The sequence below is a fragment of the Methylosarcina fibrata AML-C10 genome (assembly GCF_000372865.1).
Lineage (GTDB): Bacteria > Pseudomonadota > Gammaproteobacteria > Methylococcales > Methylomonadaceae > Methylosarcina > Methylosarcina fibrata.
The window spans coordinates 778,753-792,868 of record NZ_KB889965.1 but is presented as its reverse complement, the minus strand read 5'-3'; the positions used below and the strand labels follow the sequence as shown (position 1 = coordinate 792,868).

The window sequence follows — 14,116 nt, the reverse complement described above, 5'->3', positions numbered from 1 at the left end:
AGATTCAGAGGGTCCTGCACAAGCTTAAAACCATCCATCACAAACGCTGCAGATAACCGACGATCGCATCGATGGTATCGAGACTGTCGAGATCATCATCGGGAATATGGATTCCGAATTTTTCTTCAATTCCCAGAAATACGCTCATCATTTCCAGAGAATCGATGCCGGCAGTCTTATCCAGTTTGGTATCCCCTTTTAATGCGGAAATGTCGGCCGAAACACCCGCATTTTCCATGATTGAAAGAATATCTTCTAGAGTCGCTTTCATCTTTTATTTTCCTTGATCAACTTTAAATAATACGGTGCTTGCCCAGGACAGGCCGACGCCAAACCCGGCGATGACAATCACTTTGCGGGCGTCGGGGTCGAGGTCGCTTAAAATCAGCGGAATCGAAGAAGAAACGGTATTGCCGTAATCGAATGCGACAAAAGGCGCCTTCCGTTCTTCGATATCCAGTTTTTTCCTAAGAGTATCGATAATATACCGGCTGCCCTGATGCAGGGCAAAAAGATCGACATCCTGCACGGTTAATTGATTGGCGGCCAACATGGCGGTAATGTTTTTCGGCACCACAGTGGCTGAAAACGAAAAAACGGCCCGGCCGTTCATCGACAGTTTTCCGCTGTCTTTTCCCACCCGGATGGAGGAACTTTCCTTGCCCTGAGAACCAAACAGAAATTTTCCGCTTCTCCATACCGGCGTATCGCCGATGAGCGTTGCGGTTGCCCCGTCTCCGAACAACAGGCTGGTATTTTTGTCTTGTTCATCGATTATTTTGGAATAAGGATCGGCAGTAAATAATACGCCCTTGCGGAATCCATTGGCTTGCATGAATCCCTGAATGATCGACAGCCCGTACACAAAGCCTGAGCAGCCGAGAGAAATATCGAAAACAGGACAACTCTCGGGCAGCCCCAGCTTGGCATGAACAATGGCGGAGGTATGAGGCAAACCATGATGGTCGGGATTTTGGGTGCATACCACCGCGCATTCGACCTCCTCGGCCCGCAGTCCGGTCTTGCTTTGCAAGTTGTAAAAAGCTTTGCAGCACAGATCGGAGGTCTCCTCATCGTCCGCTTTAACGGCTAGGCGAAGCGCTCCGGTTTTTTCCGATAAAAAAGTCTCATCGACTTCGAATTGCTCGGTTCTTTGCCGGTTATCGATCCGGTCTTCGGGAATATAAGTTCCTATCGACTGTATGCCAATCATGATTTTACCAATGAAAAAAAGAGATCCCCAATTTTTTGACCTTCCACCCATATGTCGCTCTTAGTCAAGCGATACTGCATATTATGCTTGAAGTGCAGTTCCAGCTTTTCCCTTTTCTCGCAGCCTGCGTCCAGATCCACCCGGGTGAAAATCCATTTACCGCCGGCCTCGGGAAACAGATTCTGATGCAAATGCTTGTTCATCGATACGATGGTTTCAATAAAAGAGAAAGGACTCGGTTCGGTCAGCGTAATCGTCTCTCCCCGCAGCCGGCATAAGGAAATGATCCGATCCTCGTCGAAATCGCACCGTTCTCCGGCCTCGTCGGCGGCCAGCTGTTTCAGCGCCACCCAGCAGGTAGTGCGGTCGACATCAAACTGGCAGCGCGCACTGATATCCTCCAGCCCATTCAGATCTTCCCGGTTAGAGGTCAGATACATCTGTGCTAAAGGAGAACAAACAAAATGATGTGCATGGAAACGAATATTGCTCAAACGCTCGATCGGATAGCCGACATCGATCATTTTGTTGAAAAGATCCGGGCCCTGGATATACTGCCGAGCCCCCTTGAATTGAAACCGGACCTGTCTGACTTTCATCGATGATTCCTCCGACTCCTAATTTAACGCTCCGGCCCGGCGTTGACATTGGGCAATCGTTTGGCCGGGTTGCCGAAGACCGAGCTGTTATCCGGCAAATTGTTCACCACGACCGATCCCATTCCGATCGAGCAATTTTTGCCGATATGAAAATTGTCGCGGAAACTGACCCCCAAACCCAGGGTGCTGTTGTCACCGATCGTTGAGTTCCCGCCGATCAGGCACCCCACCGACATCCAGACCTTGGCCCCGATTTGGCTGCCGTGACCCACATTGGACAGATTGCCGAGGACCGTATCCCTGCCGATCCGGGTCGAATTCATGACCCCCCGCGACACGACGCAGGATACGCCGATTTCCACGTTGTCCTCAATAAGAACGCCCGCCAGATGGGGAAAACGGAGCACTCGCCCGTCTTTTGCCTTATACAAAGCGATGCCGTCTGAGCCGATGACCGTATTTTCACGAACGATGACATGATTGCCAATGCAGGTGCCCTGCTTGATGACGCAGCCGGCCGCTATCCGGCACCCTTGACCGATCGATACGCCCTCCTCGACAACCGAGCGCGGGTGGATATCCGTATCCGGATGAACGGCGGGAGGCCTCGCGATCAACGACGTGAACACGGCAAAATCCCGACGGGCAAGCATATGATTGATGAAATCGATGAACAAGGCTCTCGGATCGTCGACCACGATCAAAGCACAGTCGGCCAGCAGCGCTGCAATTTCCCGATCGGTGATTATGTAAGCGTCTTTCAACTGCGCCAGCGCGTCCGGATCGGGCATCCTGTCGATGAAGCACACCGTGCCGGGAACGGCATTTCGGCCGTTGGAGACCCCAATAACCGGCGGCAAGGGCTCCCTGACAACTTTTTTTTCCGGAGTCCGGTTCGGTCCCAGGATCATTCCGGACAGATGGACGAGTTCATCAAATGACAAAGCGGAATTAAATTTAATATATTCCATCCTCTAACCTTTTATAAATGAACGCAGAATGCCGCAAATTGTCGCTGCGTCGGCCTCGCTGACTGTGGTCCCCGTCGGCAGCACCACCACCCTGTCCGCCACCTGCTCCGTATTCGGCAATAACAGCCCGGCATGCGGATACAGTTCGCGATAAGGCTGCATTTTATGGCAACCCGGCCAAAAATATTTCCGGGCCAGTATGTTTTCCGCATGCAAAGCCTGAATAATTTGGTCACGACTGACCGGACACTCTGCTCCCACTTCCATCACCACATACTGATAGTTGTTGCGTTCGCTCTCGTCGAACGAAAGCAGGGTAATGCCCGGCAGGTCCGCCAGGTCCCTCTGATAAATCCGATAGTTTCTGAGATTGGCGTCGATGACCCGGTCAAGAGCATGCAGATTGACCAATCCCATGGCGGCCGCGATTTCGATCATTTTGCCGTTGGTGCCGGGATAGATTACATTATCCAGCCCGGCAAAGCCGAAGTTGCGCATCAGCCGCATGGTCTCGGCCAATTGATCATTATTGGTGACTACGGCGCCGCCTTCGAAAGTATTGAAAAACTTGGTCGCATGAAAGCTGAGCACTTCGCAGGCGCCGAAATTGCCGATCATTCGGCCTTTATGAGAGCAAGCAAAAGCATGCGCCGCATCAAACATCAACCGGAGCCCGTGCTCGTCCGCAATCGACTGCAGCTCTTCGACTGCAGCACCCCGCCCCCAGAGATGAACACCGATGATGCCGGTCGTACGAGGCGTTATCATACGGCGGACCGCTTCGGCATCGAGGGTATGAGTAGCCGGATCGATATCGGCGAATACCGGCGTAATGGCCTGCCAATGCAATGCATGAGCGGTCGCAATAAAAGTGTAGGAAGGAATGATGACTTCCCCTTCAAGCGCCAACGCGCGGATCGCAATTTCCAGGGCCACCGTGCCGTTACACATGGCGACACAATGCTTCACATCGAGATACCGGGCAATTTGCCGCTCGAGCTCCTGCACCATCGGGCCGTTATTGCTGAGCCAGCGTCGGTCGAATATTTCTTCGGCATATTTCAGAAACTCTTCGCGATCGCCTATATTGGGCCGGCCCACATGCAGCGGTTCTTTGAAGGCAGGCGCGGCTCCATGAATCGCTAGAGGCCTTGATGCCGAATTATCTCTCATGCCGGTAGTCCGCTAGATGGGTTTGAAACATGTCTGTTAAGGGTTCGGCCAGCAACTCGGCGCCATAGATGCTGATATGATCATCGTCTTTATAGAAGGAACGCCCGCCCTTCTCGATGAGGCAAGCATCCGACGGGCACATAACACGGGCGACCTCAAAAACCTTGAACGGATACTGCGCCGAAAGTTCGTCGATTATTCGGCTCATAGTGTGTTGCCGCTCCCGATAAGCCTCGTAAGTAGGCATGACCATGGAAACATGGTGACCGAATAATTGCGCTCTTGCCAGTGTCGACGGCACGTTCCAGCCGATTTCCGGCATTTGAGCCACCAGAACCACCCGGATGCCGCGTTCGTTCAGAAAATGCAGAGTGCGTTGCAGGCCGGCTTTTAAAGCCTGAGGATTGCCTTTGATTCCCTCGGACGAAATCACCACGGGGCGCCCCGGTTCACTGCCGTAGCGCGTGCCTTCGGCGGATATGGCCCAACGCGCCACCAGAAACACGGTTCGGATATTTTTGTTTTTTTCCAGCCACAACCGGGTGGCCTGGTTGAATTCACGGCATCCCCGTTCAAAAGCATCGAAACGCTCCACTTCCAGTAGAGGGGGGCAACTCGAATGGGCAAACAACAATCCGGTTACTCCGATTTTATCCGCCGCAAGATGAATGGCTTCCCCCATCGCAAGTGCATGGGAATCGCCCCAGACGACAAAACTGGCAGGAGTACCGGAGTTATCTCCCAGCAGGCAGGCTTCCCCGTTATCGATCCTCGAACGAGAAATATCGATGCAGTTGCCGTCCAACTGCCGGGTTTTAAACGAAGCATCGGCCAAAGCGACGACCGAGTCAGGCAGTCTGCCCGGAAATCCCTTAGCGAAGTGGCCGAGTAAACCGACTGCAACAAAGCCGCTCATTCCTAACACGGCAGAGCCGATCAGAGTTTTTCTCGAAAGAACACCGCTTTTGCCGCGGAAAGGCCGCTCGACGAAACGCCATGACACGGCGGCCAGAAAAAATGAAAAAATCAGCAAAATCGCTTTTTCATGATTCTCTAGCGGATGAACGACATAATATTTGGCGAAGACGATCAATGGCCAATGCCACAGGTACAAAGAATACGATATCAGGCCGATCCACACCAAAGGTTTTAAACTGAGCAGCTTGCCGATTACCGTGTGCCCCTGTTTGCCGGCATAAATGATCATAGCCGCCCCCAAACACGGAAATAATGCCTTGACGCCCGGGAAAAGAGTCTGATCATCGAAAATAAAGACACCGACGGCAATCAATATCAAGCCGATAAGAGAAAGAGCCTCGCGTACAGACTGCGGCACTGGAGAAGACGTAATATCAAGGGCCAGCAGAGCGCCCAACAGCAGTTCCCAGGCACGAAAATGCAGCAAATAAAAGACGGAGGGCGATTGGCCATGAAGAAAAAACTCACTTGAAAAGAGTGAAACCAATCCGATGCCCGCCAAACACAGCGGAGTCCTTCCGGGCGCTAAACGCGCCATCCATAGCAGCAACAAAGGATAAACGATATAAAACTGCTCTTCGATCGATAAAGACCAGGTATGCAGCAAAGGCTTCATCTCGGCAGGCCAGTCGAAATAACCGGCCGTCTTCCAGAATAAAATGTTTGATGAAAATAAGGTCGCTGCGGTAATGCTTTGAAAAAACGACTCGAGATCTTTAGGCAGCAGCAAAAAATAAGCGCAAGCCGAAGTGCCGAGAAATACTGCGAACAGAGCCGGGAAAATTCGCCGTATTCGCCGCTCGTAAAAGGAAATAAAGGAAAAACTCCGATTGCCGATTTCCCGATAAAGGATGGAAGTAATCAGAAAACCCGATATCACAAAAAAGACATCGACGCCGGTATATCCGCCGCTGAATGTTGAAAAATCCAGGTGATAGAGTACCACGGAACCAATGGCAACCGCTCGCAAGCCATCGATGTCCGGTCGATAGTGAAGAGATTTCATAACTGTCGTGCTGAAATAATAGGGAATTGAAGGTTAACGACCAACGATTATTTCGAGTTTTACCCAGGCGCCGGTCATTTTCCCGCACCCAATATTCGGAGCCGGTTCCCCTGCGACCGGAATGGGCCCGAGTTGAAAGATCTGTGCAAACGAAGAATATTTCCCGATAAATTTGAAGTTGTGAGGAACGCTGATTTTTTTGATACGGTCATTTAAACCGAAGAAAATACAAATTCGATAAGAGTCTGAACCGTTGTTAGAGCCTGATGACCTGATTGCCCGCCAAAAACTTCAGAGTTTGCTGAACGCACGCATCCAGATCCACGGAGCCGGTATCGACCGTCAGATCGGGATGAAGCGGAACTTCGTAGGGAGAGGAAATTCCCGTGAATTCCTGTATTTGCCCGGCGCGCGCTTTTTTGTAGAGGCCCTTGACGTCGCGGGTCTCGCAAATTTCAATCGGGCTGTTGCAATAAATTTCCAGAAAATCGCCGGGAACCACCATGCTGCGCACGCGGTCGCGGTCGGCCCGATAAGGCGATATGAAAGCGGTCAGGACAATAACGCCCGCTTCCATGAACAGTTTGGCGACTTCGCCGACCCGGCGGATGTTTTCGATGCGCGCTTCGGTGGTAAAACCCAGATCGCCGCACAAGCCGTGGCGGACGTTGTCCCCATCCAGAACGAAGGTTCGGCAGCCCATTTGATGCAGCTTTTCTTCGACCGCGTGCGCCAGAGTCGATTTGCCGGCGCCCGATAAACCGGTAAACCAGAGTATCGCGCCCCGGTGGCCGTTTAATTGTTCCCGACGCTCGCGGGTGACGGTCGCATGATGCCAGACAACATTGGTTGAGGTGAAGTTTGTGTTGGTATCGTTCATATCCAGTGCCTGAGGGTTGCCAGCATTGCCTGTTCGGTTTTTCCCAGTACGAAAAATTCGGGATTATGTAAATCGGCCTTATTGTATGCGAGCTCGCGTCCCGAAATGTCGCAAACCATGCCGCCCGCTTCATTGACCACGGCATGCGCCGCGGCGGTGTCCCATTCCATGGTCGGACCCAAACGCGGATAAAGATGCGCCACGCCTTCGGCCACCAGGCACAGCTTGAGGGAGCTGCCCATGCCGACGCATTCATGGTCTCCCAGTCGTTCGAGAAGGGCTGCGGTCCTGGGGTCGCTGTGCGAACGGCTGGCGACTATGCGAAGCGGCTCGTTTTCCCGGTGCGGTACGACTTCGATACGCTGCTTTTCGGCATCGCCGCGCTGCACGTAGGCGCCCAGTCCTTTCGCTCCGGCATAACAGACGTTCAGAGCCGGCGCATGAACAATGCCCAGCACGGGAGAACCGTTGTCGATCAGAGCGATGTTGACCGTGAACTCACCATTATGCTTCAGGAACTCCTTGGTTCCGTCCAGCGGGTCGACCAGCCAGAATCTCGGCCAGCTCTGGCGCCGTTCCGGGGGAATCTGAGTCGATTCCTCGGAAAGAATTGGCCATTTCGGCTCCAGTTTCGACAAGCCTTCGGTAATGATGCGATGAGACGCCAGATCCGCTTCCGTCAAAGGCGATTGGTCCGGTTTCAATACGACATTGCCTGCGGGCTGTTCATAAATCTCCATAATGGCCCTGCCCGCATCGATTGCGATGGCCATCACCTGGGACAGCAGTTGTTCAAACATAGAATCCATTATCCTTTCGTCAACGACCGATCAAGCCGGCTTGATCGATCAGAGCCCTGACACCGTGGTTATCAAACGAATCATTGTTTCATAAACGATGCCATTTGGCGAGTTCTTAATTCAATTATTTATTAGAAGGTTAGCTTGTATTGTTACGCTAAAGGCGAAACTCGAACCACCCCCGGATAAGTGTAGCCCAGGGAATCGGTCCCGGCTACGGAATTTGCCGATTTCCGAAGCTAAAGCAAAACGTGCGCCGTTTTCCAATTTTCCATAGAAAAATCCTCGTTTGCACCTTATAGTAGGCGCTCAAAAAATCAACACATTAGAGGTTATTAATGTCATTCGACTCTCTCGGTTTATCCGAGCCGCTTTTAAAAGCCGTAGCCGAACAAGGCTACGAAAAACCGACGCCGATCCAGCAGCAGGCCATCCCGTTGATTCTCGAAGGCCTGGACGTTCTCGCCGGAGCGCAAACCGGCACCGGCAAAACGGCCAGCTTCACCCTGCCGCTGCTGCAACGGCTGATGGAAAATCCGGATTTACGTCAAAAACCGCGCGAAGTGAAGGCGCTCATTTTAACTCCGACCCGGGAGCTGGCGATCCAGGTTTTTGAGAGCGTCAAAACTTACGGCAAACACCTGCCGCTGCATGCCGAAGCCGTTTACGGCGGCGTCGGCATCAACGGCCAGATCCGCAGCCTCCGCCGGGGCTGCGACATTATCGTCGCCACGCCGGGCCGGCTGATCGACCATGTGCACCAAAAAAACATCGATTTGTCGCGGCTGAACATTCTGGTGCTGGACGAGGCCGACCGCATGCTGGACATGGGTTTCATGCCGGACATTCGCAAAATCCTGTCGTTTCTGCCCAAAAAGCGCCAGAATCTGCTGTTTTCAGCCACTTTTCCGAGCGAAATCAAGGCCCTGGCAAATCAGTTGCTGCAAAATCCGGCCGAAGTCGAAGTAGCGCGGCAAAACGCGACCGCGGCCAATATCAGCGAGCGGGTTTACGCAATAAAAAAAGAAGCCAAGCGCGAACTGTTGTCCTATCTGATCGGCAACGGCCGCTGGCAGCAGGTGCTGGTGTTCGTACGCACCAAGCATGGCGCCGACCGGCTGGAAAAACAATTGATCAAGGACGGCATCCGCACCGCCGCGCTGCACGGCGACAAATCGCAGGGCGCCCGCAGCCGGGCGCTGGAGGCCTTTAAAAACGGAAACGTCGCGGTGCTGGTGGCGACCGACATCGCAGCGCGCGGCCTCGATATCGAAGAGCTGCCGCATGTCGTGAATTTCGACTTGCCGCAGGTGGCCGAGGATTACATTCACCGCATCGGCCGCACCGGCCGCGCCGGCATGTCGGGCGAGGCGATATCGCTGGTTTGTCCCGAAGAAGCTTATCTGCTCGAGGCCGTCGAAAAACTGCTGAAAAGAGAAATCCCGCGAGTCGCCGATACCGGCTACGAACCGGTTTCCTTGAAAGTGATGGATGCTCCCAAAAAAAATGCGCCGGTTAATCCCAACGGCAAAAAGGACTATCGCCACGCCAAAAAAGCGCCCCGACGAAACAACAGGCAAAGCACCGGCGGTCCTCGCCGCAAAAAAACCTAAGCGATTAATTTACCACAGCTTTATTTTTTTCGTGTAGCAAGAAATACGAGCTGATATGCTATGGCTTTTCCATGAACCTTTAATAAAGGAGATCCTCAAAATGTCGTTATTGGATTCGTTGACCAAGAAATCCAGATTGAATTCGTACATCAAGCAGACCGCGCAAGCCAGAAAAAGCGAAGGCGCCAAGGCGGAGCATTTGTTCAAAACGGTCTACCAGGGCTATGCCGACATCGTCAGCGGCGACCCTTTGCGGGCCGAAGCCCTGTATTTCTGGGGACATGCCCTCCTGCACCAGGCCAAAACCAAAGCGGGAGACGAAGCGGCCAGGCTGTACCGGGACGCCGTCGCCAAATTTTCTTTCTGCATGACCATCGAACCCAATTATCTGGCCGCGGCGATCGACGGCGGCGTCGCTTACATGGATCTGGCTCGCCTTCAGGGGGTAGCTTACGACGACGAGCTCTACAGTCTGGCCCGGAAGGAATTTGAAAAAGCCAATGCCATCCAGGCCGGGGCGGCCTCCTACAACCTGGCCTGTATCGCTGCGCTTCAGGGCAACTCCGAAGCCTGTCTCAAGGCCTTGGAAAACGCCAAAAACAAGGGCAGCCTGCCGGACGCCTCCGACATTCTCAACGATCCCGATCTGGTTTCCGTCAAGGACCAGGACTGGTTTCTCCAATTCATGGAAACTCTGAACGAACCCAAGCAAGCGGACGCCCCGCCGTCCGAAAACCAGCCGGTCGAAGAAACGAAAGCGGAAGCGGAAGAGAAAGCCCCGGCTTCCGAAGCCTCGGAATAACCGATTGCTAAAAACTCTTTGACCCGTCATCAAGGATCCCCAGATCTGCCAGGTTTCAAAAACCCGGCAGGTCTTTTTTCTTCATTCCCGTCCCATTCTTTCCCGACTTTTTGTAAACCTCCTGCGCCAACCTCGGTCTAATCATTTTCGGAAGGATCTTTATTTGAGAGAATGATTGTCATGCTTGAAAATACCAAGACCGCTTCGCTGTATATCGTATTGATCAGCATTCACGGCCTGATTCGCGGCCGCGATCTGGAATTGGGGCGCGACGCGGACACCGGCGGTCAGACCAAATACGTAGTCGAACTGGCCAAAGCGCTGGCTAAACAGCCTCTGGTCGAGCGGGTCGATCTGGTGACGAGACGGATCGTCGACGGCAGCGTGGACTTTTCCTATGCGGAACCGGTCGAGCCTTTGGCGGAAAACGCGCAAATCGTCCGCATCGACGCCGGCCCCGAAGCCTATATCCGCAAGGAAGAACTCTGGGACCACCTGGATTATTTTGCCGACAATCTGCTGAGCTGGCTGCACCGGCAGCCGCGCTGGCCGGATCTTCTGCACAGCCATTACGCCGACGCAGGCTACGTCGGAGTCCGCCTTGCGCATTGGACCGGCTTGCCGCTCGTTCACACCGGCCATTCCCTGGGCCGGGACAAATGCCGAAGGCTGCTCGCTCTGGGCTTGACGATGGCGGACATCGAGCAGCGCTACCACATGTCCCGGCGCATCGATGCCGAAGAAGAAACCCTGACCAATGCCGATCTGGTCATCACCAGCACCCGCAACGAAATCGAAGACCAGTACGAGCTTTACGATTGCCATTCGTCGGACCGGATGGCGGTCGTGCCGCCCGGAACCGACCTGGAAAAATTTCATCCTCCGGGCTCGGACGGCAATGAAGCCGCCTTCGCCCAAACCCTCGAAAAATTCCTGATCGCGCCGGAAAAACCGATGATACTGGCTCTCTGCCGGCCCGACGAACGGAAAAACATCGTGACGCTTCTGGAAGCTTACGGAGAATCGCCGCGCCTGCGGCAACTGGCCAATCTGGTGATCGTCGCCGGCAACCGCGAGGACATCCGGGAAATGGGCGAAGGCCCCCAGTCGGTGCTGACCGAGTTATTGCTGGTCGCCGATTATCACGATCTCTACGGCCGGATCGCTCTGCCCAAGCGCCATGCTCCGGAAGAAGTGGCCGATATTTACCGTCTGGCGGCGGCGTCGCACGGCGTTTTCGTCAATCCGGCCCTGACCGAGCCGTTCGGTTTGACGCTGCTGGAAGCGGCCGCCAGCGGATTGCCTTTGGTGGCCACCGAGAACGGCGGTCCGGTGGACATCATCGGTAACTGCCGAAACGGTTTGCTGGTCGATCCTCTGGACAAAACGGCGATTGCCGAAGCGCTGTTGACGATCCTGGACAACCCGGAGCTTTGGCGCGAATTTTCCGAAAACGGCCTGCGCAACGTCGCCCGCCATTATTCCTGGGACGCGCACGCAGAGGCCTATCTGGACAAAGTCCAGCCGCTGACGCTGCATACGGTGCGCCTTCCAAAAACACCGCTCATCGCGAAAACCGGCCGCTACCGGAACCATGCGCTGTTCACCGATATCGACCATACCCTGCTCGGGGACGAAGCCGGCCTGGAAGAGTTCGTCCGCACCATCCGGGGCAATCGCAAACGCCTGATCTTCGGCATCGCCACCGGCCGGCGGCTCGATTCGACGCTGGCGGTACTGAAAAAACACCGCATTCCGCTGCCGGATATCCTGATTACCAGCCTCGGCACCGAAATTTATTATACGCCCCAATTGCTGGCCGACATCGCCTGGACCTACCACATCGATCATTTGTGGACGCCGCGCGTGCTAAGGCGCCTGATCGGCGATCTTCCCGGTCTGAGGCTGCAACATAAAAGCGAGCAGAGCCGTTTTAAACTGTCTTATCTGTATGACGGCGCCGCCGCCCCGCCCCTGGCCGAAATTCTGACCTTGCTCAGGCAGCAGGAGTTGTCGGTCAATCCGACCCTGTCGTTCGGGCAATTTTTCGACGTTGTTCCGGCCAGAGCCTCCAAAGGTCAGGCCTTGCGCTATTTCGCCCGGCAACGGAACATTCCGCTGGAACGGATCCTGGTCGCCGGGGGCTCCGGCGCCGATGAAGACATGGTTCGAGGCAATACCCTAGGCGTCGTCGTCGCCAACCGCCACCGGGAAGAACTGTCGATGCTGGACGAGTCGTCAAACTCCATCTACTTTGCCGAGCGGCCGCACGCCTGGGGCCTCCTGGAAGCCATCGAACATTACGATTTTTTCAATCTCTAGCCGATGACGAAACGCATTCTGATCTGCACCGACCTCGACCGCACGCTGCTGCCCAACGGCAGCCAGCCGGAATCGCCGAAGGCTCGAAATTATTTTAACCGTCTGATTTCGCGCCCCGAGATCACCCTGGCTTATGTCAGCGGCAGAAGCCGCGCCCTGGTGGAGGATGCGATCCTGGAATATGGCCTGCCGATGCCCGACTGGGTGGTCGGCGACGTCGGCACGACGATTTACCGGGTCGATGCCGAAGGCTGGCGGCCATGGCCCCGGTGGGAGGAGGCAATCGCTCCCGCCTGGCGCGGCCTGACCAGTCGGGAACTGCGCTCTTTGTTTACCGATTTGCCGAATCTGCGCCTGCAGGAAGAAAGCAAACAAAACCGTTTTAAACTGAGTTACTATGTCCCGCTGCCGATGCCCGTCCGGACTCTTCAAGCCGAAATGACGCTCCGCCTGCGCGCTCTCGGCGTGGCGGCCGATTTGATCTTCAGCACCGACGAAAACGCCTCGGTGGGCCTTCTGGACGTGTTGCCCGAACGAGCGACGAAATTGCATGCTCTCGAGTTTTTGATGCAGCATCAGGGCTTCGATCCGGCCGGCACGGTTTTCGCCGGAGACAGCGGCAACGATTTGCCGGTGTTGATCAGCGCCATTCCGTCCGTGCTGGTGGCCAACGCCAGCCGCGAAGTCGCCGAGCAAGCCGAAGACCTGGCCCGCAAGCAAGGAACCCTCGCGTTCCTGTACCGGGCGCAAGGAAATTTTCTGGGCATGAACGGCAACTACAGTGCGGGCATTCTCGAAGGCCTCCATCATTTTCTTCCTGAAACGCGACTTTGGATGCAACCCGATGACGACTCATAACCATCCGATTTACATCTTCGGCGAAGTGCTGTTCGACCATTTCCCCGACGGCAGCCGCGTGTTGGGCGGCGCCCCCTTTAACGTCGCCTGGCATTTGCAAGCCCTGGGTCAGGCGCCCTGTTTCATCAGTCGCATCGGCGGCGATCCGGAAGGCAATGAAATCTCGGGGTTCATGACGGCCTGGGGCATGAACCGGAGGACGCTGCAAACCGATCCTGCGCATCCCACCGGCAGCGTCCGGATCACGATCGAACACGGCGAGCCCCGTTTCGACGTCGTCGACCAATGCGCCTACGATTTTATCGGACAGGAGCCTCTGGCGCTGCCTACCACCGAAGGCGTCCTGTACCACGGCTCGCTGGCGGCAAGAAACCCCGTTTCCAGGGCCACGCTGAACCGGCTCAAGGCCGCGCACCGGGGCAAAATTTTTGTCGACGTCAATTTAAGGCCGCCCTGGTGGCAGCCGGAATTCTTGCTGACGCTGTTGAACGGCGCCCACTGGATCAAACTGAACGAAGCGGAACTCGACATGCTCTGTCCCGGCCATCGGGATCTTGAAACCGCGATGCGGGATTTTTTCGCACGGTTCGATCCGGAAATCCTGATTGTCACCCGGGGCGGACAAGGCGCCGTGGCTTGCGACAGACTGCATCGTCTCACTTCGGTGCGTCCTGCCGGCGGCATCACGGTAGTCGATACTGTGGGCGCGGGCGATGCCTTCGCCGCGGTGCTGCTGCTGGGCCTGGTCGAACAATGGCCGCTCCGGACCGCTCTCGAACGGGCGCAGGCCTTTGCCGGCGCCCTGGTCGGCCGGCGCGGGGCGACCGTCGAAGACCCTACCTTTTACCGCCCGTTTATCGAGCAATGGAATCTATCGAAGAATGTATCCGACTATTGAGCC

At 55.1% G+C, this 14,116-nt stretch carries 13 protein-coding genes; 5 read left to right on the top strand and 8 right to left on the bottom strand.

The window, feature by feature from the left end:
• Nucleotides 1-37 precede the first annotated feature (37 nt).
• The 8 genes from A3OW_RS0104045 to cysQ all read right to left on the bottom strand — a co-directional run bounded on the left by A3OW_RS0104045 (nt 38) and on the right by cysQ (nt 7,629).
• Entirely contained in the window at nt 38-271 is a 234-nt protein-coding gene (locus A3OW_RS0104045; protein ID WP_020562144.1) for an acyl carrier protein, read from the bottom strand.
• A gap of 3 nt (nt 272-274) precedes the next feature.
• Nucleotides 275-1,213 carry a ketoacyl-ACP synthase III gene (locus A3OW_RS0104040; RefSeq protein ID WP_020562143.1) on the bottom strand — a complete coding sequence of 313 codons (939 nt, stop codon included), beginning with the start codon at nt 1,211-1,213 and terminating at the stop codon, nt 275-277.
• Complete coding sequence (locus tag A3OW_RS0104035) at nt 1,210-1,812, bottom strand: hypothetical protein (RefSeq protein ID WP_020562142.1); 603 nt, start codon at nt 1,810-1,812, stop codon at nt 1,210-1,212. Before A3OW_RS0104035 ends, A3OW_RS0104040 begins: the two co-directional genes overlap by 4 nt.
• A 23-nt stretch (nt 1,813-1,835) precedes the next feature.
• Complete coding sequence (locus tag A3OW_RS0104030) at nt 1,836-2,783, bottom strand: DapH/DapD/GlmU-related protein (protein WP_020562141.1); 948 nt, start codon at nt 2,781-2,783, stop codon at nt 1,836-1,838.
• Between the two features lie 3 nt (nt 2,784-2,786).
• Nucleotides 2,787-3,956 carry a DegT/DnrJ/EryC1/StrS family aminotransferase gene (locus A3OW_RS0104025; RefSeq protein WP_020562140.1) on the bottom strand — a complete coding sequence of 390 codons (1,170 nt, stop codon included), beginning with the start codon at nt 3,954-3,956 and terminating at the stop codon, nt 2,787-2,789.
• Complete coding sequence (locus A3OW_RS0104020; RefSeq protein WP_020562139.1) at nt 3,946-5,940, bottom strand: acyltransferase family protein; 1,995 nt, start codon at nt 5,938-5,940, stop codon at nt 3,946-3,948. Before A3OW_RS0104020 ends, A3OW_RS0104025 begins: the two co-directional genes overlap by 11 nt.
• A 256-nt stretch (nt 5,941-6,196) precedes the next feature.
• The gene (cysC, locus tag A3OW_RS0104015) at nt 6,197-6,820 is read right to left on the bottom strand and encodes an adenylyl-sulfate kinase (protein ID WP_020562138.1); all 624 of its coding nucleotides are present in this window, start codon (nt 6,818-6,820) and stop codon (nt 6,197-6,199) included.
• A complete protein-coding gene (cysQ, locus tag A3OW_RS0104010; RefSeq protein WP_026223314.1) occupies nt 6,817-7,629 on the bottom strand; it encodes a 3'(2'),5'-bisphosphate nucleotidase CysQ in 813 nt (270 codons plus the stop codon). Before cysQ ends, cysC begins: the two co-directional genes overlap by 4 nt.
• A gap of 329 nt (nt 7,630-7,958) precedes the next feature.
• On the opposite strand from cysQ, the gene A3OW_RS0104005 reads away from it, so the two are divergent.
• From A3OW_RS0104005 to A3OW_RS0103985, 5 genes are all read left to right on the top strand, one after another.
• Nucleotides 7,959-9,233: a DEAD/DEAH box helicase gene (locus tag A3OW_RS0104005; protein ID WP_020562136.1), complete on the top strand. Its 1,275-nt coding sequence runs from the start codon at nt 7,959-7,961 to the stop codon at nt 9,231-9,233.
• Nucleotides 9,234-9,333: 100 nt separating this feature from the next.
• Nucleotides 9,334-10,035 carry a TPR end-of-group domain-containing protein gene (locus A3OW_RS0104000; protein WP_020562135.1) on the top strand — a complete coding sequence of 234 codons (702 nt, stop codon included), beginning with the start codon at nt 9,334-9,336 and terminating at the stop codon, nt 10,033-10,035.
• Between the two features lie 180 nt (nt 10,036-10,215).
• Nucleotides 10,216-12,357 (top strand): HAD-IIB family hydrolase, encoded by a 2,142-nt coding sequence (locus tag A3OW_RS0103995; RefSeq protein ID WP_026223313.1) that lies wholly within the window; start codon nt 10,216-10,218, stop codon nt 12,355-12,357.
• A gap of 3 nt (nt 12,358-12,360) precedes the next feature.
• Nucleotides 12,361-13,215 (top strand): HAD-IIB family hydrolase, encoded by an 855-nt coding sequence (locus A3OW_RS0103990; protein ID WP_020562133.1) that lies wholly within the window; start codon nt 12,361-12,363, stop codon nt 13,213-13,215.
• Nucleotides 13,202-14,113 (top strand): carbohydrate kinase family protein, encoded by a 912-nt coding sequence (locus A3OW_RS0103985; RefSeq protein WP_020562132.1) that lies wholly within the window; start codon nt 13,202-13,204, stop codon nt 14,111-14,113. The genes A3OW_RS0103990 and A3OW_RS0103985 overlap by 14 nt, the downstream gene beginning before the upstream one ends.
• Nucleotides 14,114-14,116 lie beyond the last annotated feature (3 nt).